The 21,115-nt window shown below is 43.2% G+C and carries 19 protein-coding genes, 1 pseudogene and 1 riboswitch; of the genes and pseudogenes, 15 read left to right on the top strand and 5 right to left on the bottom strand.

Features of this window, described 5'->3' with window-relative positions; genetic code table 11:
- Positions 1 to 260: 260 nt before the first annotated feature.
- A riboswitch (cyclic di-GMP riboswitch) is annotated at positions 261 to 347 on the top strand.
- Positions 348 to 441: 94 nt separating this feature from the next.
- The 3 genes and pseudogenes from ACTNA4_RS09415 (at position 442) to ACTNA4_RS09405 (ending at position 3,061) form a co-directional block, all read left to right on the top strand.
- A pseudogene (locus tag ACTNA4_RS09415) lies at positions 442 to 851 on the top strand (VTC domain-containing protein).
- A 130-nt stretch (positions 852 to 981) separates the two neighbouring features.
- On the top strand, positions 982 to 1,869 hold the full coding sequence (locus ACTNA4_RS09410) for a DMT family transporter (RefSeq protein ID WP_441029765.1): 888 nt from the start codon (positions 982 to 984) through the stop codon (positions 1,867 to 1,869).
- Between the two features lie 16 nt (positions 1,870 to 1,885).
- Positions 1,886 to 3,061 (top strand): M20/M25/M40 family metallo-hydrolase, encoded by a 1,176-nt coding sequence (locus ACTNA4_RS09405; protein ID WP_441029763.1) that lies wholly within the window; start codon positions 1,886 to 1,888, stop codon positions 3,059 to 3,061.
- A 60-nt stretch (positions 3,062 to 3,121) separates the two neighbouring features.
- Here the strand turns inward: ACTNA4_RS09405 and glgD are convergent, their stop codons facing one another.
- The 4 genes from glgD to ACTNA4_RS09385 form a co-directional block, all read right to left on the bottom strand.
- Positions 3,122 to 4,237: a glucose-1-phosphate adenylyltransferase subunit GlgD gene (glgD, locus tag ACTNA4_RS09400; protein WP_427805455.1), complete on the bottom strand. Its 1,116-nt coding sequence runs from the start codon at positions 4,235 to 4,237 to the stop codon at positions 3,122 to 3,124.
- Position 4,238: 1 nt separating this feature from the next.
- Complete coding sequence (locus ACTNA4_RS09395) at positions 4,239 to 5,375, bottom strand: glucose-1-phosphate adenylyltransferase (RefSeq protein ID WP_427805457.1); 1,137 nt, start codon at positions 5,373 to 5,375, stop codon at positions 4,239 to 4,241.
- Positions 5,376 to 5,512: 137 nt separating this feature from the next.
- Positions 5,513 to 6,754: an MFS transporter gene (locus ACTNA4_RS09390; protein WP_441029761.1), complete on the bottom strand. Its 1,242-nt coding sequence runs from the start codon at positions 6,752 to 6,754 to the stop codon at positions 5,513 to 5,515.
- A gap of 14 nt (positions 6,755 to 6,768) precedes the next feature.
- Positions 6,769 to 7,560, bottom strand: a complete 792-nt coding sequence (locus tag ACTNA4_RS09385) for a zinc dependent phospholipase C family protein (RefSeq protein WP_441029759.1) — start codon at positions 7,558 to 7,560, stop codon at positions 6,769 to 6,771.
- Between the two features lie 170 nt (positions 7,561 to 7,730).
- Here ACTNA4_RS09385 and ACTNA4_RS09380 point away from each other — a divergent pair, with 170 nt between their 5' ends.
- Both ACTNA4_RS09380 and ACTNA4_RS09375 read left to right on the top strand, forming a co-directional pair.
- Positions 7,731 to 8,666: an alpha/beta hydrolase gene (locus tag ACTNA4_RS09380; protein ID WP_427805674.1), complete on the top strand. Its 936-nt coding sequence runs from the start codon at positions 7,731 to 7,733 to the stop codon at positions 8,664 to 8,666.
- Positions 8,667 to 8,671: 5 nt separating this feature from the next.
- On the top strand, positions 8,672 to 10,486 hold the full coding sequence (locus tag ACTNA4_RS09375) for a DUF6320 domain-containing protein (RefSeq protein ID WP_441029757.1): 1,815 nt from the start codon (positions 8,672 to 8,674) through the stop codon (positions 10,484 to 10,486).
- 20 nt (positions 10,487 to 10,506) lie between these two features.
- Here ACTNA4_RS09375 and ACTNA4_RS09370 read toward each other — a convergent pair whose 3' ends face one another.
- The gene (locus ACTNA4_RS09370) at positions 10,507 to 11,367 is read right to left on the bottom strand and encodes a radical SAM protein (RefSeq protein WP_441029755.1); all 861 of its coding nucleotides are present in this window, start codon (positions 11,365 to 11,367) and stop codon (positions 10,507 to 10,509) included.
- Positions 11,368 to 11,562: 195 nt separating this feature from the next.
- Between ACTNA4_RS09370 and ACTNA4_RS09365 the strand changes: the two genes are divergently transcribed.
- The 10 genes from ACTNA4_RS09365 (at position 11,563) to ACTNA4_RS09320 (ending at position 21,079) form a co-directional block, all read left to right on the top strand.
- Positions 11,563 to 12,726: an FtsW/RodA/SpoVE family cell cycle protein gene (locus ACTNA4_RS09365; protein WP_427805464.1), complete on the top strand. Its 1,164-nt coding sequence runs from the start codon at positions 11,563 to 11,565 to the stop codon at positions 12,724 to 12,726.
- A 100-nt stretch (positions 12,727 to 12,826) separates the two neighbouring features.
- Positions 12,827 to 13,666: a DegV family protein gene (locus tag ACTNA4_RS09360; protein ID WP_427819083.1), complete on the top strand. Its 840-nt coding sequence runs from the start codon at positions 12,827 to 12,829 to the stop codon at positions 13,664 to 13,666.
- A gap of 24 nt (positions 13,667 to 13,690) precedes the next feature.
- Positions 13,691 to 14,161, top strand: a complete 471-nt coding sequence (locus tag ACTNA4_RS09355) for a helix-turn-helix domain-containing protein (protein ID WP_427819082.1) — start codon at positions 13,691 to 13,693, stop codon at positions 14,159 to 14,161.
- Positions 14,162 to 14,367: 206 nt separating this feature from the next.
- A complete protein-coding gene (locus tag ACTNA4_RS09350; protein WP_427805469.1) occupies positions 14,368 to 14,643 on the top strand; it encodes a hypothetical protein in 276 nt (91 codons plus the stop codon).
- 66 nt (positions 14,644 to 14,709) lie between these two features.
- Positions 14,710 to 14,952: a hypothetical protein gene (locus ACTNA4_RS09345; RefSeq protein WP_427805470.1), complete on the top strand. Its 243-nt coding sequence runs from the start codon at positions 14,710 to 14,712 to the stop codon at positions 14,950 to 14,952.
- Positions 14,953 to 15,381: 429 nt separating this feature from the next.
- On the top strand, positions 15,382 to 15,819 hold the full coding sequence (gene mraZ, locus ACTNA4_RS09340) for a division/cell wall cluster transcriptional repressor MraZ (RefSeq protein WP_427805471.1): 438 nt from the start codon (positions 15,382 to 15,384) through the stop codon (positions 15,817 to 15,819).
- Positions 15,820 to 15,873: 54 nt separating this feature from the next.
- Positions 15,874 to 16,809 carry a 16S rRNA (cytosine(1402)-N(4))-methyltransferase RsmH gene (gene rsmH / locus ACTNA4_RS09335; protein ID WP_427819080.1) on the top strand — a complete coding sequence of 312 codons (936 nt, stop codon included), beginning with the start codon at positions 15,874 to 15,876 and terminating at the stop codon, positions 16,807 to 16,809.
- Between the two features lie 39 nt (positions 16,810 to 16,848).
- On the top strand, positions 16,849 to 17,391 hold the full coding sequence (locus ACTNA4_RS09330) for a hypothetical protein (protein WP_427819079.1): 543 nt from the start codon (positions 16,849 to 16,851) through the stop codon (positions 17,389 to 17,391).
- A gap of 23 nt (positions 17,392 to 17,414) precedes the next feature.
- Positions 17,415 to 19,274, top strand: coding sequence for a peptidoglycan D,D-transpeptidase FtsI family protein (locus ACTNA4_RS09325; RefSeq protein ID WP_427805474.1), 1,860 nt, complete (start codon positions 17,415 to 17,417; stop codon positions 19,272 to 19,274).
- A 77-nt stretch (positions 19,275 to 19,351) separates the two neighbouring features.
- Entirely contained in the window at positions 19,352 to 21,079 is a 1,728-nt protein-coding gene (locus ACTNA4_RS09320; protein WP_441029752.1) for a peptidoglycan D,D-transpeptidase FtsI family protein, read from the top strand.
- Positions 21,080 to 21,115 lie beyond the last annotated feature (36 nt).

Genomic DNA, 21,115 nt, shown 5'->3' with positions numbered 1-21,115 from the left:
ATTTCAAAGTAAAAATTCCATACAACATTCAAAAAATATAAAAAGAGGCAAAAACCCAGTAAAATCAATGGTTTGAGCCTCTTTGTTTTTTATCAAGTGTCGAAAATGGGATTATAACAGATGGCTGATAAGAAGTGTCCGGGAAAATAAAAGATATTTGGATGGTGACAAAGAATGCGTGAAAAGTGTGTGGAAGAAACATGTGAAAAAAAGATGATGAATGTTGACGTAATTGAAAAATATGGTGTATAATAATCGCATCAATTGATTGCCAAACCTGCTGAAAGGCAGGGACGGAAAGCTAAGCGTCTAAGCAAGAAATGATGTATGATAGGCTGGCTGCAACGAAATGGGTTGCAGCCGGCTTTTTGTTTTGAAAGAAGACAAGACTCCCACTACTACAGGTGGTGAGTTGCGTTTCAGGACAGGCTGAACAGGAGGATGCAATTGAATCGAGCATTTCGTGAAGAGAAGAAATTTCTTATTAATGTTGAAGAATTCATTAAAAAGAGCCACCAGTTGGAACAGGTGCTTATACAGGATGAACACAATGGAACAAATGGTTATATGATTCGTTCTCTATATTTTGACACAGTCTATGACGACGATTATTTTGAAAAGCAGGCGGGGTGGAATGTAGAAGGAAGATTCGGCTGCGGTGTTACGATCCGGACAGCAATTATGCAATGCTGGAAATGAAGCAGAAGCAGGGAAGCAGTCAGCTGAAACGGTCACTCAGAATGACAAGAGAAGATGCCATGAGAATGATACAGGGTTATTATTATTCCAGAGTATTTCCGAAAGAATTTACAATGGAATATTATCAGAAATACATGGCTGATCTGGAGTAATTTCCAGATCGCCCATTTTATTGGTGGTCATGCGGAAGAAAATGTATTATACTAGATAGAGATGGGGCGGAAATCAGAAAAATGTTTTTCGGAATCATTTTAGAATTGTGATAATGAAAGAGAGAAGTTCATGGAAAAGAAACAATTTACCGGACATATCATGGCAGCAATTTCAGTCGTTATCTGGGGAACGACTTTTATCTCAAGCAAGATACTGCTTGAAGATTTCTCACCGATCGAATTGCTGCTTTTAAGATTTGTGATCGGATATATCATTTTGTGGATCATGAGTCCACGGAAAATGGAAGTGACGGATAGAAAGCATGAGCTGTATTTTGCAGGTGCCGGACTTACGGGAATCTGTCTGTATTATCTGTTTGAAAATGTAGCGCTTCTCTATACGCAGGCGTCAAATGTGGGAGTCATCACTTCAATCTCACCATTTTTTATCGGCATCAGTGCGCACCTGTTTTTGAAAGATGAGAAATTGAAGAAAAGCTTTTTTGTCGGATTTATTTTCGCAATCGTAGGAATTGCGATGATTAGTTTCAGTGGACAGGATGCTGTCCGGCTTAATTTTGCAGGGGACATGCTGAGTGTGGTGGCTGCGATGATGTGGGGACTTTATGCGATTCTGGCCAGAAAGGCGGGAGACTTCGGGTATCCGGTGATCCCTGCCACCAGAAGGATGTTCTTTTACGGCATCCTGATGATGCTTCCGCTGGCATTTGTTTTCGGATTTGATGTCAAGGCGGTGCAATTTGGAACTCCCGGAAATCTGCTGAATTTATTATATCTGAGTGTAGGCGCATGTGCAGTCTGCTTTGTGACATGGAACCGGGCAGTGGAAATTCTGGGAGCGATTAAGACCAGTGTTTATATTTATCTGATTCCGGTCATCTCGATCATTACATCGATTGTTGTCCTGCATGAGAAGATCACATGGATGTCAGCAGCAGGAACGGTGCTCACAATGACTGGGGTGATCATATCGGAACGTATGGGAAATGCAGGTTAGCGAAGGAGGAGAAAATATGTTGAGTGAAGAGATGAGGGAGTTTATTCAGGATCATGAAGAAGAAGCACTTGAACTTCTGAAAGAACTGGCGCAGATTCCGGCACCTTCGAATCAGGAGGAGAAGCGTGCAAAGTTCTGCCGTGACTGGCTGGAAAGGCAGGGGGCACAAGGGGTGTATATGGATGAAGCGTTCAATGTGATATACCCGGTCGATATCCATCAAGCGGAAGAAATCGATGTGTATATGGCACACCTGGATGTGGTGTTTCCTGATACGGAAGCGCTTCCGTTAACAGAATGTGACGGGAAAATCTATTGTTCGGGAATCGGAGATGATACAGCCTGTGTGGTTTGTCTTTTGATGGCGGCAAAATATATTGCAGGTAAGATCAGAAACGGTGAATGGGAAAAGGAACAGAAAGGATTCGGAGAGCAACAGAAGAAGAACGGAGCGGCGGGCATGCTGCTGGTATGCAATTCTGGAGAAGAGGGACTTGGAAATCTGAAAGGAGTTAAAGCAATCTGCCGGGGTTACGGAGAACGAATCCGGAATTTCTGTACATTTGACAGTGAACTTGACAAAATTGTAAACCGCGCGGTCGGCTCAAAACGGTACCGAATCCGGATAGCCACAGAAGGCGGACATTCTTTCGGAGATTTCGGAAAAGATAACGCAATCGAGAAAATGGCCGGAATCATCGAGAAGCTCTATCGCGTTCAAGTGCCGGAAGGCGGGAAGACAACCTATAATGTGGGATTGATCTCCGGGGGAACCGGGGTGAATGTGATTGCCCAGAATGCGGAGATACTGTATGAATTCCGTTCCGACACCAGTGAACATTTGCAGATGATGGAACAGTATTTTGAGAAGACGATACGGGAAGAGAAAGATAAAGGGCTGGATATAGAATATGAGGTGATCGGACTTCGCCCGTGTGGCAAAGGTGTGGATGCGGCCAGGCAGGAAAGGCTGACGGAAAAAGCAATGAAGGCAGTAAAAAACGTGATCGGAAAGAATCCGGAGCAGAACTGCGGTTCTACCGACTGTAATATTCCGCTTTCAATGGGAATCCCTTCGGTCTGTGTGGGATGTTACTATGGACATGGTGCACATACAAGAGAGGAATATATAGAGAAGGATTCGCTTATTTTGGGAATACAGGTGGCATTCGAAATGATCTTTGGAGAATAAAATAATCAATTATAAAAGCGGGGCATACCGGTCAGATATGCTCCGCTTTGTGTTCCCTTATTAAAGAGTATCTTCACGTTTGATATATCCCGGATGATCAGCCGGAGCAATGATTTCTTTTGCATGAATCACTTGTGCTCTCCGGTCAACAACCAAATTCTCAAGATGTACGTTTTCTGCGATTACAACACCTGGGAATACCACACAATTCTTTACAACAGCACCAGGTTTCACGACGCATCCACGTCCGAGAATTGAATTCTCGATCGTACCTTCGATCAGGCAGCCGTTGGAAACAACAGAGGATTTCACGCTTGCTGTTTCAAGATACTTCGTCGGGCAGGAGTCATTGGTACGTGTGTAGATCGGCCAGTCCTCATCAAAAAGGCTCATTGCTGATTTGTAGTCGATCAACGACATGTTAGCATCATAGTAGCTCTTGAAATCTGTGATGGAAGCAAAATAACCGCGATGAGAAATTCCGCGCACATCCAGTTCTTCACATTCTGCACTGACGATGTCAGCCAGTGTGTACATAGAAGAAAGTTTGTGAGCTTTCTGTACGAGCTCGATAAACAAATCTTTCTTCATAATATATGTATCCATGAAAATATTTCTGTTCTTAGCATTACCGTGATTCTTCTCGATAGAAAGAACACCTTTCTGACGGTTCAGGTTCAAAGTATTGCAGTTCAGGAATGCTTCTTTTGCATTATCAACTGAATGGTACAGAACTGTGATATCCGCACCGGAATCTATATGATTCTGAAGCAGAGTATCATAGTTTGCAGTGTATACCATGTAGTTCGGTGCGATGACTACATATGGATGATGCATTCTCTGAATGCATTCCAGGTTCTCCATAAACATGGCGATGTCCGTGTTATAGATACTGTGCTCAGCACCATCCTCGGAAAACAGGATCTGCAGATTGCCGCGTTTTGAGTTGATATTGTATTGGCGTCCACTTCCGAGATGTTCGACAAGAGAACGAGGTTTTCTTCTGATATATACCTGGATGCGGTCAATGTCACTGTTACTCATATTAGAAATTGCAAAGTCTATTACTCGATATCTTCCGAGGAAAGAGAACGAACCGATTGGACGATAGTCCTGAAGTCCCTCTACCCAGATATCTCTGCCGGAAGAAGTGACGATTCCAAATGCGTTATACATATTATTCTACCCCCTTTACACGTTTTGCTACCAGTTCGATATGTTCGCTGTCAGCAGAACCGACAACAGCCTGTTTGCCGATCTTAATGCCGTCGGCAACCAGAGCGCGGGTAACAACGGCTCCGTCTTCCACTTCAACACCCGGCATCAGTACACTGTCGATAATCTTGGCGCCTTCCCCAACTTTAACTCCGGTGAAAAGAACGGAGTTCGTGATTTCGCCGTTGATGGTACAGCCCTGTGTGATGAAAGCCTTGTTGATCTTAGCTTCAGCGCCTATGTAATGAGGAAGAGTTGTAACGTCTTCGGTATAAATCTTCCAGGTCGGATCGCTTAAATCAAGCTCGTTTCCATTTAAAAGATCCATATTTGCTTCCCAAAGGGAATCGATGGTTCCTACATCTTTCCAGTATCCCTGGAATTTATAAGCAACCAGTTTTCTTCCGTCATTCAGCATGGTCGGAATGATATCCTTACCAAAGTCGTGATTAGACTCCGTATTCTTCATATCTGCCAACAGCATTTTGCGAAGCAGCTTCCAGTTGAAAATGTAGATACCCATGGAAGCAAGATTGCTCTTCGGCTGTGGCGGTTTCTCTTCGAATTCTACGATCGTGCCTTCTTCGTCTGTATTCATGATGCCGAAACGGCTTGCTTCTTTCATCGGTACTTCGATAACGGCAATCGTAGCATCAGCATTACATGCTCTGTGATGGGCAAGCATCTTGGCGTAATTCATTTTATAAATATGGTCTCCGGAAAGTACAAGAAGATATTCTGGAGAATAAGAATCGATGAAATCAATGTTCTGGGAAATGGCATCAGCAGTTCCACGGTAAACATCCAGATTGGAATCCGCTTTCTCACGTGGTGGAAGTACAAAAACACCGCTATCTTTTGCGTCAAGTCCCCATCTGCCGCCTGCAGCTACGTAGCTGTTCAGCAGAACGGATTCGTACTGTGTCAGAACACCGACAACATCGATTCCGCTGTTTGCACAGTTACTGAGGGGAAAATCAACGATACGGTACTTCCCACCATATGAGACGGCCGGTTTTGCCACTTTATTGGTCAGGTCATGAAGACGGGAACCACGTCCACCAGCCAAAATCATTGCTAACATATTATTTTGCTTCATAAGTGAACCCTCTCTTTCGCTTGATGCAATATATTATACAATTTTTTTACTCATATTTCCATATTTTTGTGCAAAAAAATCATATTTCTTTGGAAAAAGCTGGCAAATTATAAATAATTACCAGAAATCATCGCTAATCACGCTTTGTTTAGTTTTGCGGCTTTGCAGAAAAGAACATATCCGATGATAAACATCACGGAAATGATTGCAACACCGGCATTTGCTACATTGGTAATCTGGGCAACCAGTCCGACCAGTGTGGTTCCCATGAAAGAGGCTCCTTTTCCGCAGATATCGTATATACCAAAGTATTCTCCGGATTTCTCCGCAGGGATGATCTTGGCGAAGTAAGAGCGGGAGAGTGCCTGAATCGCGCCTTGGAACATGCCGACAAGAACAGCGAGCAGCCAGAACTCCCATTGCTTATCAAGCTGGATGGCGAAGAGTGCAATTCCGGTGTAAGCTGCGATGCAGATTTTGATCAGAAAATCGGTATCAAACTTCTTGGAGAGCACGGAAAAAATCAGGGCACATGGAAAAGCAACAAGCTGAGTGACCAAAAGGGCAAGTAACAATCCCTGTGAATCTAGGCCCAGTGCACTTCCGTAAGCGGTAGCCATTTCGATGATCGTATACACACCATCTATGAAAAAGAAAAATGAAAGCAGATACAAAAAAATGTTTTTTTGTTTCTTTATATCCCTCAGAGTGACTGCAAGGCGTTTAAAACTGTTTTTGATCGGATGATCGGGCAGTTCCACATAATTTGTCTGATGATAATTTTTCAGCAATGGAATCGTGACAACAAGCCACCAGAGTGCATTAAGAAAAAAGGCAAGCATCATGGCAGTGGTCATGGAAATCCCGATTTTATCGTACATCAGAACAAAAACCAGAGATATAACAAATGGAATGCAGCTTCCGATGTATCCCCATGCATAGCCGTGTGATGAAACGGAGTCCATTTTCTCTTCTGTTGTGATATCGACCAGCATGGAATCATAGAAAATCAGGCTGGCATTGTATCCCACTTTTGCAATTACGAAGACAGCCAGAAACAGGACCCATGATTTAGGAAAAGAGAGTGCTGCGCAGCCAAGTACCCCGACCATCATGGAGATTGTAAACAAGGGCTTTTTGAAATTGCGGGTGTCTGCCAATGTGCCGAGAATTGGACCAATGATGGCTACCATGACTGTTGCGACAGAAGCAGCATATCCCCAATAGGCAAGATAATCCACTTCGGATATTCCTGCATTACCGGCCAGGAAGTTGAAATAGATCGGAATGATCGTGGATACCAGCATAATAAATGCAGAATTTCCTACATCGTACAGAATCCAGCATTTTTCCAGTTTTGTAAGTTTTGTATTATTCATTCAGATGCCTCCTGCTATTCAAATGTGCGTTCAAAACGCGAATTGAGTTCTGTGCCGGTACAAAGACTTTCGTCAAAGCTGTAAAGCATGGTTACAGCGATGTCAACAGCACCTTTGAACCGCAGGTAAAGACCCTCGTTGCTGACTGTGCATTTGGGGTTGTCTTTCCGCTGATGCATCAGCCCCTTCCAATAATCATATTTTCCGGTTAAATGCATTGCTCCGTTCAGAATGGCCTGTTTGACGATACATGGAGCCGTAAAGATTCTTTTTACCAGTTTTAGGTCTTTCAATGCCTCCCGGATAATGACCGGATTCATATTACGGTAGAAAGGATAAATTGTTTTTGCGGTTACGCTGTCTGTCGGGACAAGATCAGCAAGTGGATAGGAAAGAGCATTCTTTCCGTCTTTGCGAAGAAGCATTTTTTCAAATTCTTCTTCAATTTCCAAATGTTCGACATCAAGAGCTTCCATCATTTCAGATACATAAGGATGACATTCACTGTCAAGAATGTAGTGGCAGATGAAACCCAGGAGATAGGCGTATTCCCGGCTGTCACGTCCTTTTTCTTTTACGACAGTCAGCGCATGTGTGAAGAAGGATGCTGCTGATACTTCGTGAAGGTGGTAACCATATTTGGATACACGATTACTTTTCCATGGCCGGTAAAAAAAGAAAATATCCGGTCCCTGGAGACCAATCTGAAATTGTACATAGTATTTAGAAATGATTTCGTTTAATTCTCCGTCTGTTTTTTGGGCTACTTTTTCCCCAAAACGGTTGTGTGCATAAAATGCAGGCATGTGTGTTTCCTCCCATCTGACTAAATCCTATTTTAACTATATAAGGTTAGCATAAAAATGTAAACGAAAAATTTGTTTGAAGTTAAAAGAAAATGAAGCTTCGCCGCTAATACTTGACATCTGTATGGAAAACCCGCAAAATGAATATTAGAAAACTGGAAGGAGATAATATGGATATCAATAAAGCAGCAAAGAAAATATTAAAAGCATTGTCTTTTGAAGAAATAGATGTGGAGAAGTCCAGACAGCTGGCAGATTTGAAACGGCTGGATCCTATGAAGATCTTCTATCGGACGGTAGATACACGTATTTACAATGGGGATCATCTGGTGCCGGTCCGGTTGTTTTTCCCGGATGAGAAGACATTTCAGGAAGAGCAGGTGGCAAATGGAATGCGGGTGATGCTGTTCCTGCATGGCGGCGGGTGGTCCACCGAACATGTAGATAATTATGAGAGGATATGTGCCCGCCTTGCGAATGCCACAGGGCATATCGTGGCGGCGATTGAATACCGGCTTGCTCCGGAGCACAAGTTCCCGACCGGGCTTGAGGACTGCTATGCGGTGGCGAAGGCAATGTATGAAAAAGAGTTTCTTTTGAATGTGAATTCAGAGGATATCACACTGATAGGAGACAGCGCAGGAGGAAATCTGGCTGCAGCACTTTCACTAATGGCAAGAGACAGAGGAGAATTTCTCCCCAGAAGGCAGATTCTAATCTACCCAGCAACGAATAATGATTATTCGGAAAATTCATCATTTGATTCTGTTAGGGAAAATGGGACAGATTATCTTCTGACAGCAGGAAAACTAAGAGATTACCTTGATTTTTACGCGGGGAAAGAAGAGGATCGGATGAATCCCTATTTTGCACCGATTCTGGAAGAGAATCTGCAAAATCAGCCGGATACGCTGGTCATAACCGCGGAATATGATCCATTAAGAGATGAGGGAGAGGCATATGGAAGAAAACTGGAAGCGGCAGGAAACAGGGTAGAAATCTACCGGATCAAGAACGCACTTCACGGTTTTTTTGCCCTGGGAATCAAAAGCAATCACGTACAGGAAAGTTTTGATATTATAAATAATTTTTTGAGGAGGGAATAGCCGTCATGCAGTCGAGGGGTGCGTATTGGCGGAAACTGGACAACGCGGCAAAACTTTTTTCGGCAGCAAGTACGAAAAGGGATACCCGTGTATTCCGCTTTTATTGTGAATTAAGAGAGGAAATTGAGGAAGCAAAGCTTCAGCAGGCGCTGGACAGGACGCTGGTTAAATATCCGATGTTCTTGTCGGTTATGAGAAAAGGCTTGTTCTGGCATTATCTTGAACAGAGTAATCTGCGCCCGGTCGTTCGGAAAGAAACCCGGGAACCTTGCAGAAATCTGTACATCCGGGACAAGAAAGAGCTTTTGTTTGAAGTGACATATTATAAGAAGAGGATTAATTTTGAGGTCTTTCATGCACTGACAGATGGGACGGGAGCCAGTGAATTTATTCGGGAGCTGGTGAAGAATTATTTGTTCCTAGTACATGAAGGGGACGGGCTGGCGGATCTTGAATTAAACGAGAAGACGGTTACTGTTTCGGACCAGGAAGACGACGGATTTGCGAAGTACTATTCTCGTGATAATAAGGGCAGAAAAAAGAACCGGAGAAAAGCATATCAGATTAGAAGAAACAGTGATCTCGGAAGCCTTCAGGTGACGGAAGCAGAAGTGAAAGTGGCGGATCTTGCGAAAAAGGCGAAGGAATATGGTGTGTCGATGACGGTGTACTTAACAGCGGTTCTGATGTGCGCGATTCACGGGAAAATGTCCAGGCGTCAGGAGGAAAAACCGGTGGCGCTTATGGTGCCTGTCAATCTGCGGAAATTTTTCCCGACAGATTCCATGCTGAATTTTTTTAGCTGGCTGGAGGTGGAACACCGTTTCGGTCAGAGAAAAGATAGTCTGAACGAAGTGATCCGTGAGGTGAAGCAATATTTTGACGAGGGCCTCACAAAAGAGAAAATGGGGGAACGGATGAGTGAATATTTTGCACTTGAAGTGCATCCGATCCTGCGGCTCGCACCGCTTGGATTAAAGAATTTCTGCATCGGTTTTGGATCACGCAGTTCGGCAAAGGAGATAACGGCGATTTTTTCCAATATGGGAATCATTCGTATGCCGGAAGACTATGCGAAGTATATTGAGCGTTTCGGTGTATTTACCAGCACACCGAAAGTGGAACTATGTATGTGTTCATTTGAAGAGAATGTTTATTTGGGATTTACGTCAAGATTTGACAGTTCGGTGATCAAGAAGAACTTTTTTTGCATTCTTGAACAAGAGGGAATCAAGGTGACACTGCTTGAGACTGAATATCCGGAAGAGGCGACTGCTGATTCAATTGGAATGAAAGTATTTCGGATATTTACCTTCTTATGTATTGCGGCAGCGGTCATCGCACTGGGGAGTGATTATTGTGTGGATGGACATTTCGGATTATCACTGAAAATATGCGGGGGTGCATTCAGTATGTGGCTTGCACTTGCGGTTGCATTCTTTAAACGATACAATCTTTTGAAAAATGCTATGTGGCAGCTGGCTGTGGTGACGACCGTCTGTACAGTGTGGGATCTGCTGACAGGATGGCACGGATGGTCGGTGGATTTTGTTTTTCCGGTTGTCAGTATTGTGATTATCATTTCCATGATGATCATTTCCAAAATATACTACCGCCATCCAAAACAGTATATGATCTACTTTGTGATGGCGGCAGGGTATGGACTGTTTTTCCCGCTGGTTTTTATCCTGACAGGGCTGGTTAACGTGACGGCACCGTCGGTCATCAGTATTGCATTTTCATTCCTGACACTCACCGCGCTGATCCTTTTTAAAGGGCGCGAGTTCCGCGAGGAAATGGAAAAGACATTTCATGTATAGAATGATTGAAAACGAAATAGCTATGGTCTGGCGAGCAGGTAATCGATTGCACGAAGAAGGTCTTTTTTCTGGTCGGGAAGCATTCCGTAAATGGTATACTGGTCCAGAACGGTCGTGTCTTCGAACAGACAGTCCTTCACGTGCAGATTTTCAAGCATCAGGCGCTCTTCCAAAAGGATTTCTTCCGGAGTCATCATCTGGAAAAATCCTTTTTGTGCTTCTTTGAAGAGCTTTGTGTCTTCCCAGAGCTTCAGCTTCAGACACCATATGTTTTTTGGATGGAGCTGATTCAGAAGTCGGGCTGTTTCTAGTGCATGGAGATGGGAATACTCACGTCCGCCAAGTCCGGGGATAATGGTGACAAAGTAATCGATGCCTGTTTGCTCCAGACGATGCAGAGCATCCAGAATCTGTGCGGATGTCACGCCCTTGCACCGTTCTGCCAGAATCGGGTCGCTTCCGCTCTCCACTCCGATATGAAGAGCGGCAACGCCTCTGGATTTCAGCAGTCGCAATTCTTCATCTGTTTTCCGGAGTATGTCATCAGCACGGGAATACATGGCGATTCTATGTACATTGGGCATATATTTTGCGACAAGATCAATGATCTGACATAAGAATTCAGTGGAGAGGCAGAATGCGTTTTCACCGAGCAGAAACAGCCTTGTATTTTCTGGTTGAAGCATTCCGAGGATCTGCAGATTGTGTTCAATGCGGGAAAGCGGATGAATGCAGAATTCATCCCGGGCAAAATCACAGAAAGTACATTTGTGCCAGCTGCATCCAAGGGCAACTTCCAGAGCGGCACTTCCTTCCTCTTGGGGTGGAATATAAATGGTTTCATGTGTATAAATGGATTGATAAAGTTCTTCTCGCGTCATGTCTGTTTTCCTTTCATAAAAAATGTTTCTATTGCGGATACAATATGGTTTCGTATATTCTGTCTATAGTGTACCACAAAACAGAAAGAAGAAGAATCTTCATTTTTAGGCAGATATTCTTGTGTGAAAGTGAAGAGGTGTGCTATACTTGTGCAGAGTAAGAAAAACAGGGGAAACCTGCTGGGAGTGTATGGAATGGCAAAAAATAAAAAGAAAAAAAGCAATAAGCCGACAACGATACGATATTTTGATTATAGCCTTCTTGCTGTGATGGTATTCCTGATCTGCTTCGGACTTGTGATGCTCTATAGTACCAGTGCGTATGAGGCACAGAGCAAGTTTAATGATGGAATGTATTATTTAAAAAGACAGGGAATCATCAGTATGGGAGGCCTTGTAATTATGCTGTTTGTTACCCGGATCGATTACCATCGATATGCGAAATACTCGGCAGCACTTTATGGATTTGCGATGCTTCTGATGGCGCTGGTAAAGTATTCGCCACTGGGATATGAGGTGTATGGAGCAAGAAGATGGCTGCAGATCCCGGGAACGGGACAGACCATGCAGCCTGCCGAGGTGACGAAGATTGCAGTCATTTTGTTTATACCTTATTTAATATGTAAGATGGGAAGCAAGGTTCATAAGCTGAAAGGAAGCCTTATGGTACTGGCGTGGGGAGCAGTAGCCGCTTTTGGTGTGTTCTATCTGACGGATAACCTGAGTTCGGCAATCATTGTAATGGGAATTGCCTGCTTCATATTATTTGTTGTACATAAGAAAATGAGACCGTTCGTTATCATTGGCGGATGTGGAGTCGGAGCATTTGTGGCAATCGCGGCTGTCCTTGGTAAAGTGCTGGAGAACAGTGATAATTTTCGGCTGCGCCGCATTATCGCATGGCTGAATCCGGAAAAATATGCATCGTCACTTTCGTTCCAGACTCTGCAGGGAATGTACGCGATTGGTTCCGGAGGCTTTTTTGGAAAAGGATTAGGCAATAGTGCACAGAAAATGATTATACCTGAAGTGCAAAATGACTTCATCCTTACGGTTATTTGTGAGGAACTAGGGGTATTCGGTGCTATTATGGTATTTGTATTGTTTGGACTGCTTTTGTATAGACTTCTGTTTATTGCACAAAATGCCCCGGATCTTTATGGAGCTCTGATCGTAACCGGAATTTTTTCTCATATTGCAATTCAGGTTATTCTGAATGTGGCAGTTGTGGTGAATCTGATTCCTAATACGGGAATTACACTGCCGTTTATCAGTTATGGTGGTACGTCTGTACTATTTCTTATGATTGAAATGGGAATTGCATTGGGAGTATCACGTAAGATAAAAATTGAGGAGTAAAAAAGTCTTTTTTTTCATTAGAGAGTGTGTTATCATATACAAAGTGGTAATGAAAACTACATATTGCGGAAGCTGAAGACGGATTCGGGAGGAATGATATATGAGTTATAAAATAATCGTAGACAGCTGTGGAGAGTTAACAGAAGAGATGAGAGCGTCAGGAATATTTGAGACGGCATCACTTGCGATGGATGTGGACGATTATCATATTATAGATGATGAGACATTTGATCAGGCGGATTTCTTGAAAAAAGTAGCGGAGAGTCCGAACTGTCCAAAGTCATGCTGCCCTTCACCGGAACGGTATATGGAGGGATACCGGTGTGATGCGGATCGGGTATATGTTGTGACTTTGTCTGCGGAGTTAAGTGGCTCTTATAACAGTGCTGTGCTAGGGGCAAATCTCTATCATGAGGAATATGGGGATAAGGATATTTATGTATTTAACTCCCGTTCTGCATCAATCGGTGAGACATTGATCGCATGTAAGATCATAGAATGTGAAGAAAATGAACTGATGTTTCCGGAAGTGATCGAAAAAGTGGAAGAGTATATTGAAGGACAGAATACATTTTTCGTTCTTGAGTCACTGGAAACGCTTCGGAAAAATGGGAGACTTACGGGACTTAAGGCGATCGCGGCAAACGTGCTGAATATCAAGCCAGTGATGGGATCTACTCCGAAAGGAGAGATATGCCAGCTGGGACAGGCCCGTGGAATGAAGAAAGCACTTCAGAAACTGGTGGATTGTGTGGAGGAAGGCTCTGTAAATGTTGAAAATAAAGTTCTGGCAATCTCGCACTGTAATTGCCCGGAACGTGCAGAAGTTTTGAGACAAATGCTGGATGAAAGACTTCATCCGCAGCAGATTCTTGTTCTGGATACGAGAGGAATCAGCAGTATGTATGCGAATGACGGAGGAGTGATCGTCGCGGTATAGTTGTATAGAATAGAGGGAATGACTTTGACATTAGCTGAGAAATTAAAAAGTGCAAGAGAAAATGCGGGATATTCTCAGAGCCAAGTCGCTGAAAGACTCAATATATCACGGCAAGCGGTCTCCAGATGGGAAAATGGAAGAGCGTATCCGGATATTGATAATTTGGTAGTGCTCAGTGAGATATATAAGGTTTCTATCGATGAATTGTTAAAGGATAAGAGTGCTGATGAGCAAGATGAAGTAAACACTGAGATAGAAGTTGAGCCGGAAGAAAGGAATAACAGACTTGCAGTATTGATGGTTGCAATTTCCGGCACTTTGTTTCCGGGTGGAGGATTAGTGATCATGTTGGCAGTTTTACTTTATTGTGGAATCAAAAGGATAGAACTGCCAAAGGTTTATAAAGTTATTATAGCAGTATGTTTCGTAATAAATCTTATAAATGTTGGAGTGTTGATAAAGTCTTTTGGATCTGTTTTTGCAGAGTGGCTATAACAAATAGGTACTAAATTGTTGGAAAAGGTGAACTCTAGTGGTGCATTTAGTAGTGTAAACGAATAATTTCTCCCTGGAAATTACTCATTACTTTGCTGTGATTTTATTTGTGCTATTATAAGTGTATAATATTTGCGCAAATAAACAGCCAGAATAGTGAGAAATTTGGAGACAGTGGGCCATAAATTTATACCTTAGGAGGATTTATGAAAGCGAATAGCATTAGTAATAATAAAAAGTTAACATTGCTAGAATTTTTGTGCTTGATCATATTAACTTTATACGTCCTGGAACAATATGTCTTACCGGATCTATTACAGATTAATCCGGATTTTTATGTGATTTTTAATTGGTGGTTGTGGTTAGTGGATAAGACTGTAGGGAATGTTTGCAGATACTTAGCTGTTATTTTTTCTTTCCAGCTATTAAGAACAATCATTCCGGAAAAGCATATGACAAAAGATGAAAATCCAAAAGTCTAATGCTTGAATCTGTTAAAGAAATATGCTAATATTGTAGCATCTAATTTTAAAAGGAGCTACAGTAAGATGAGTCAGGAAAAAGTAGATTGTTATAAAAAAGAAAAAGCAAATAGAAAACAGATTATGAGGAAACAGAAGATTATGCACATCGTGCGCAGTGCCATCGTGGGAGTGATCGCAGTGGCGCTGGTTGGATGGCTTGGTTATTCTGCGTACGGCTTGTATGAGCAGAATCAGCCGAGAGATATGGCAGAAGTGGATTACACTGCTGTAGATGGGTATCTTCAGTCCCTCAATTTATCCGAATAATGAAAATAAAAAGTGTATAGTAAAGAGTCTGCCGGAGAGCAGGCTCTTTTTTAGTTCCGGGGATATGCCGGAAGTGTCAGCGCTCATTTTATTTGCTCCATTTCAATGAGTGAATTAATATAAAAACAGAAAAAAGTGGGAAAATTTCCCACAATGATATGAAAACGAAAAAATCCCCCACGATTCCCCACCACTTGATGCTAAATGGAGGGTGAAGAGGAATCGGAAGGGGATTTTTCTGCTTTTTGTGCAATTTGGGGAGAAAAAAGGAAAAATTACAGAAAAGTCTGGGAGAGCATAAAAAAATGAAAAAGGGGGTTGAAAAGGGAGATAAAGTGGTTTACAATGGTTTCAAGTGGTAGAAAGTGGTGAATAGTGGAGCGAAGTGGTGTAAAAGTGGCAGACCACTTTGAAAGAAGGTGATCCTTGATGTTGACTGGAGAGTTTAATCACAGTATTGACGCGAAAGGCAGGCTCATCATTCCGTCAAAATTGCGAGAAAGTCTGGGAGAACATTTCGTAATTACCAAGGGGATGGATGGCTGCTTATTTCTCTATCCGGAAAACGAATGGGAAGCCTTTGAAGACAAGCTAAGAACCTTACCACTCACGAACAAAAAGGCCAGAGACTTTAAACGTTTCTTTCTCGGAAGCGCCGTGGAAGGAGAACTTGATAAACAAGGGAGAGTTTTGATTTCTTCTTCGCTTCGTGCATATGCCAGTCTGGACAAAGAAGTTGTGCTTGCCGGTGTGCTGGACAAGGTGGAGATCTGGAGCAAGGATGCGTGGGAAGCTCGTACTGCTGATGTTGAGGAAAATATCGAAGATATTGCAAGTGACATGGAAGATTTGGGACTGAGCATTTAACCGGATCACAAAAGCGAAACGGATTGCAATGATTCGTTTCAATAGGAGGACACTATGGCATTTGAACACAAATCAGTATTACTGGAGGAGACAATCGAGGGCCTTGCCATCAAGCCGGACGGTATTTACGTCGATGGGACGCTTGGTGGAGGCGGACATGCTTATGAAGTATGTCGGCGTTTAAGTAACAAGGGGAGTTTTATAGGAATAGACCAGGACGCTGCTGCAATCGAGGCGGCAAGCGAACGATTACTCAGTTTCGGGGAGAGAGTTACAATAATCCGGAGCAATTATTGTGATATGAAACTGAGGCTCCATGAAATCGGCATTGACAAAGTAGATGGGATCGTACTTGATCTGGGCGTGTCATCTTATCAGCTGGATACGGCAGACCGAGGATTCTCCTATCGGGCAGATGCACCTTTGGATATGAGAATGGACACCAGACAGAGTGTAACGGCAAAGGACATCGTCAATGGCTACAGTGAGATGGACCTTTTTCGCATTATACGTGACTACGGAGAAGATAAGTTCGCGAAAAATATCGCGAAACATATCGTGGCCGAACGTGAGAAAGGTCCAATCGAAACGACTGGACAGCTTGCCGAGATCATCAAACAGTCTATACCGATGAAGGTTCAGAAGACATCAGGACATCCGGCAAAGAGAACATTCCAGGCAATTCGGATTGAATGCAACAGGGAACTGGAGGTGCTTCGGGATTCGCTGGATGATATGATTGATATATTGAATCCGGGCGGAAGGATCTGTATCATTACGTTCCATTCGCTGGAAGACAGAATTGTAAAAGGTATTTTTAAGAAAAATGAAAATCCCTGTACTTGTCCAAGTACATTTCCGGTGTGCGTGTGTGGTAAAGTATCCAAGGGACGTGTTGTTACGAAGAAGCCGGTTCTTCCGAGTGAAGAAGAGATGGAAGAAAACAGCCGCTCAAAAAGCGCAAAGCTTCGTATTTTTGAAAGAAGATAGAATACAAGGGATATATTTAATTTGAAAGGGTGGTGCCTTATGGCAGCAAGGCGGAATAATTATGTAGAGACAGCAAGACGCCCACAGGCACATAGTGGAATGTACATATATGGAAATACGGTTCGGCAAAATGAGGTGATGCCGCGAAGACGGGAACGAGTGGTTGAAGAGCCACGCCGTAAGAAGAGAGTCAGCCGTCAGGTGAGACAGAACCGGAAGAAAGCACTGCATATGAGTCCGGCATACGTAGCATTTCTTGCTTTTGCAGCAGTAATCGCACTGGTGGCATGCGTATGGTATCTTCAGATGCGTACAGAGCTTACGAATCGATCTGAACATATTTCAGAACTGCAGCAGGAGCTTGCCGATATACGGGAGGAAAATACGACAAGATACAATTCCATCACAGATTCTGTGAATTTGGAAGAAGTTAGAGAGAAAGCAATCAATGAACTGGGAATGGTCTATGCAAATTCTGATCAGGTTGTTACCTATCAGAATCCGGTAAGTGATTATATGAAGCAGTATCAGGATATCCCGAAAAGCGGAGTGCTGGCTCAGTCTGAACAGATGAAAAAATAGAACAGAAATGCAAGGTGAATCAAATGTCAAAAAGAAAGAAAAGAAAAGTTCCTGCTTTGAGGCAAAAATTCACGAAAGGGATGCAGAAAAAGCTGGTAATACTCTTTATGTTGATATTACTGGCTTTTGTTATTCTCATCGGAAGAATTACTTACATCAATGCCTCGGAAGGAGAAAATTATACGAAGATCGTACTGGATCAACAGCAGTACACAAGCAGAACGATCCCGTTTAAACGTGGTGATATCGTGGACAGCAACGGCACAAAGCTTGCGACCAGTGAACGTGTGTATAATGTGATTCTGGATGCCAAAGTACTTTTGAGTAATGAAAAAAAAGCAGAGACATATAAGCAGGCGACGACGGAAGCTCTTCAGACGTATTTCGGAATTGAAGCGGAAACGGTTCTCAATATTCTGGAGGAAGACCCGACCAGTCGCTATACTATTCTGAAAAAGGGAATAGACTATGATACTGCAAAAGCTTATGAAAAAGCTGTGGAAGGGAATACGGATATTCAGGGTATCTGGCTGGAGGAAGACTACGTCAGAAAATATCCTTATGATACGCTTGCATGCGATGTAATCGGATTCAGTGTAGATGGAAATGTGGGAGCTGCCGGCCTTGAGGCATATTATAACAGTACGCTGAATGGAACGGATGGACGAAAATACGGGTATCAAAACACGGAGGCGTCCACAACGCAGACGGTGAAAGAACCGGTCAATGGCAGTACGATCGTAACAACGCTGGATGCAAATCTTCAGTCAATCGTAGAGAAACATCTGTCTGCATTTTATGAAGAGCATAGAAATGAAGCAACACAGGGAGGCGGATTTAAAAACGGGGCGGTAATTATGATGAACCCGAATACAGGTGAGATTCTTGCCATGTCTTCGCTGCCGATTTTTGATCTGAACAATCCAAGAGATTTGTCAAATTATTATTCAGAAGAGCAGATTGCGGCAATGTCCAGTGAAGAGAAGCTGGATATTCTGAATGGACTCTGGAGAAATTTCTGTGTGTCCGATACTTATGAACCGGGGTCTACGATCAAACCATTTACCGTGGCAACAGGTCTGGAAATCGGAAAGCTGACCGGGGATGAGACCTATTACTGCGGAGGCTACCTTCATGTGGGTGATCATGATATCAAATGTATTTCTTATGATGAAGGAGGACATGGGTATCAGAATCTGACACAGGTTATGGAGAATTCCTGCAATGTGGCTTTGATGGAAATCGGCCTTGATATCGGAACAGAAGAGTTCAGCAAATATCAACACATATTTGGATTTGGTGAGTATAGTGGGATTGATCTCCCGGGAGATGCGGCGACTTCGGCACTTTTGTATCAGCCCGACAATATGGGAAGCACAGATCTTGCAACGAACTCCTTCGGGCAGAACTTCAATGTGACTATGGTGCAGTTGATCTCAGGTTTCTGTTCCCTGATAAATGGGGGGAATTATTATGAACCGCATGTGGTTAAGGCGATTCGTGATGAAAATGGGAATGTCACAGAAACGATTGAACCGGTTCTGGAGAAAAGAACGATATCGAAGAAGACGTCTGAGATGTTGAAAAGCTATATGCACAGTGTTGTTGAAAACGGCAGTGGAAAATATGCGAAAGTGGAAGGCTATGATGTGGGAGGGAAAACAGGTACCGCAGAGAAACTCCCTCGTGGTGAGAATAAGAACGTAGTTTCCTTTATCGGTTATGCACCACAGGATAACCCGGAAATCGTCGTTTATGTTGTGATCGATGAACCGAATGTGCCGAATCAGGCAAGATGCAGTAATCAGATTTCACAGCTTGCCGCGGATATTATGAAGGAAGCGTTTCCGTATCTGAATATTACAAAGGCTTCAGCTGAATAAATGAAGGGTATAACCCCGGGCAAAGAATAATATGTTATAGAAATGGAAGATAACATATTTGAAGGTCCGGGGTTTTTATGCGCAACAAAACATATAATAAAAAGAAAATGCTTGTCGTATTTCTGGCAGCGGCGGTGATGATACTGGGGCTGCTGGGAAGGCTTGTCTATCTGATGATCTTCGATGCAGAGTATTATCAGGAAAAGGCAAAAGCGCTGCATGAGCGTGAACGGGAAATCAAGGCTGCAAGAGGAGAAATTGTGGATAGAAACGGAGTTGTACTCGCTACGAACAGAACGGTGTGCACGATTTCGGTTATTCACAGCCAGATCAAGGAACCAGAGAGAGTCATTGAAGTACTTTCAAAAGAACTGGGGATTTCGTCCGGTGAAATACGTAAAAAAGCAGAGAAGATTTCCTCAAGAGAAAAGATAAAGACGAATGTTGATAAAGAGACAGGGGACAGAATCCGGGAATATGATCTTGACGGAGTGAAAATAGATGAAGATTTTAAACGGTATTATCCATATGACAGTCTCGCATCGAAAGTGATTGGGTTCACCGGAGGGGATAATCAGGGAATCATAGGACTGGAAGTGAAATATGAAAAATGGCTGAAAGGGACGAACGGGACGATTCTTACAACGACGGATGCAAGGGGAATCGAACTGGAAGGAATTGCGGAGGACCGGATAGAACCGGTAGCCGGAGAGACACTTCAAATCAGTCTGGATTATAATATTCAGATGTATGCACAGCAGGCTGCGTTGAAAGTCATGGAGGAGAAAGAGGCCGATGCAGTAGTTATCCTTGTGATGAATCCCCAAAATGGTGAAATCTATGCCTGCGTTAATATTCCGGAATTTAATCTGAATGATCCATTTACTTTGAATATGGAAAAGGATACTTCGGAACTGGATGATGAAGTCAAACAGGAACGCTTGAATCAGATGTGGAGAAATCGATGCATCAATGATACATATGAACCGGGATCCGTATTTAAAGTGTTCACGGCTTCTGCGGCATTGGAGGAGGGAGTGGTAAGCCTTACGGATCAGTTCTATTGTCCGGGATATAAAATTGTGGAAGACAGAAAGATCCGCTGTGCAAGAACGACCGGCCATGGTGCGGAAACGTTTGTGCAGGGAGTGCAGAACTCCTGTAATCCGGTTTTTATTGAAGTTGGATTGCGGCTGGGAGTAGATAATTTTTACAAGTATTTTGAAAAATTCGGTCTGTTGGAAAAAACAGGAGTGGATCTTCCGGGGGAGGCTGATACGATTATGCACAAGAAAGAAAATGTCGGTCAGGTGGAACTGGCTACGATGTCCTTTGGACAGTCTTTTCAGGTAACACCGATCCAGATGGCTGCGACGATCAGTTCCCTTATCAATGGTGGGGAAAGGATCACCCCGCATTTTGGAATGGCAACTTATCGGGCGGATGGGGAGAAGACGGAGACATTTGATTATGGGGAAGGCAAAAGAATTCTGTCGCAGGAGGTTTCTGAGACAATGCAGGCTGTACTGGAAACGGTTGTGTCAGAAGGTGGAGGAAAGAATGCCTATATTGAAGGGTATCGAATCGGCGGGAAAACGGCAACCAGTCAGACGCTGCCAAGGAGCGCGAGAAAATATATTGCTTCTTTTGTTGGCTTCGCACCGGCAGATGATCCGGAAGTGCTGGCGATGGCAGTAATCTACAATCCACAGGGTGTCTATTATGGAGGGACGATCGCTGCCCCGGTTGTGAGGGACATTTTCGATAATGTACTTCCATATCTGGGAATAGAAAAACAGTCATAGGAAAATGAGAAGGACGAAAGGTAAAAGGTCGGAAGT

Source organism: Bariatricus sp. HCP28S3_A7 (assembly GCF_052066375.1).
In the GTDB taxonomy this organism is placed as follows: Bacteria; Bacillota; Clostridia; order Lachnospirales; family Lachnospiraceae; genus Allocoprococcus.
Note: the sequence above shows the minus strand (reverse complement) of the source record. Positions and strands in the feature narration are given on the sequence as shown.

Coding starts and splice junctions, on each gene's coding strand:
- ACTNA4_RS09395 (WP_427805457.1), bottom strand. CDS start 5,375: ATGAAGCAAAATAATATGTTAGCAATGATTTTGGCTGGTGGACGTGGT.
- ACTNA4_RS09380 (WP_427805674.1), top strand. CDS start 7,731: ATGGATATCAATAAAGCAGCAAAGAAAATATTAAAAGCATTGTCTTTT.
- glgD (WP_427805455.1), bottom strand. CDS start 4,237: ATGTATAACGCATTTGGAATCGTCACTTCTTCCGGCAGAGATATCTGG.
- ACTNA4_RS09375 (WP_441029757.1), top strand. CDS start 8,672: ATGCAGTCGAGGGGTGCGTATTGGCGGAAACTGGACAACGCGGCAAAA.
- ACTNA4_RS09370 (WP_441029755.1), bottom strand. CDS start 11,367: ATGACGCGAGAAGAACTTTATCAATCCATTTATACACATGAAACCATT.
- ACTNA4_RS09330 (WP_427819079.1), top strand. CDS start 16,849: ATGGCAGCAAGGCGGAATAATTATGTAGAGACAGCAAGACGCCCACAG.
- ACTNA4_RS09410 (WP_441029765.1), top strand. CDS start 982: ATGGAAAAGAAACAATTTACCGGACATATCATGGCAGCAATTTCAGTC.
- mraZ (WP_427805471.1), top strand. CDS start 15,382: ATGTTGACTGGAGAGTTTAATCACAGTATTGACGCGAAAGGCAGGCTC.
- ACTNA4_RS09390 (WP_441029761.1), bottom strand. CDS start 6,754: ATGAATAATACAAAACTTACAAAACTGGAAAAATGCTGGATTCTGTAC.
- ACTNA4_RS09365 (WP_427805464.1), top strand. CDS start 11,563: ATGGCAAAAAATAAAAAGAAAAAAAGCAATAAGCCGACAACGATACGA.
- ACTNA4_RS09405 (WP_441029763.1), top strand. CDS start 1,886: ATGTTGAGTGAAGAGATGAGGGAGTTTATTCAGGATCATGAAGAAGAA.
- ACTNA4_RS09385 (WP_441029759.1), bottom strand. CDS start 7,560: ATGCCTGCATTTTATGCACACAACCGTTTTGGGGAAAAAGTAGCCCAA.
- ACTNA4_RS09345 (WP_427805470.1), top strand. CDS start 14,710: ATGAGTCAGGAAAAAGTAGATTGTTATAAAAAAGAAAAAGCAAATAGA.
- ACTNA4_RS09360 (WP_427819083.1), top strand. CDS start 12,827: ATGAGTTATAAAATAATCGTAGACAGCTGTGGAGAGTTAACAGAAGAG.
- ACTNA4_RS09320 (WP_441029752.1), top strand. CDS start 19,352: ATGCGCAACAAAACATATAATAAAAAGAAAATGCTTGTCGTATTTCTG.
- ACTNA4_RS09325 (WP_427805474.1), top strand. CDS start 17,415: ATGTCAAAAAGAAAGAAAAGAAAAGTTCCTGCTTTGAGGCAAAAATTC.
- rsmH (WP_427819080.1), top strand. CDS start 15,874: ATGGCATTTGAACACAAATCAGTATTACTGGAGGAGACAATCGAGGGC.
- ACTNA4_RS09350 (WP_427805469.1), top strand. CDS start 14,368: ATGAAAGCGAATAGCATTAGTAATAATAAAAAGTTAACATTGCTAGAA.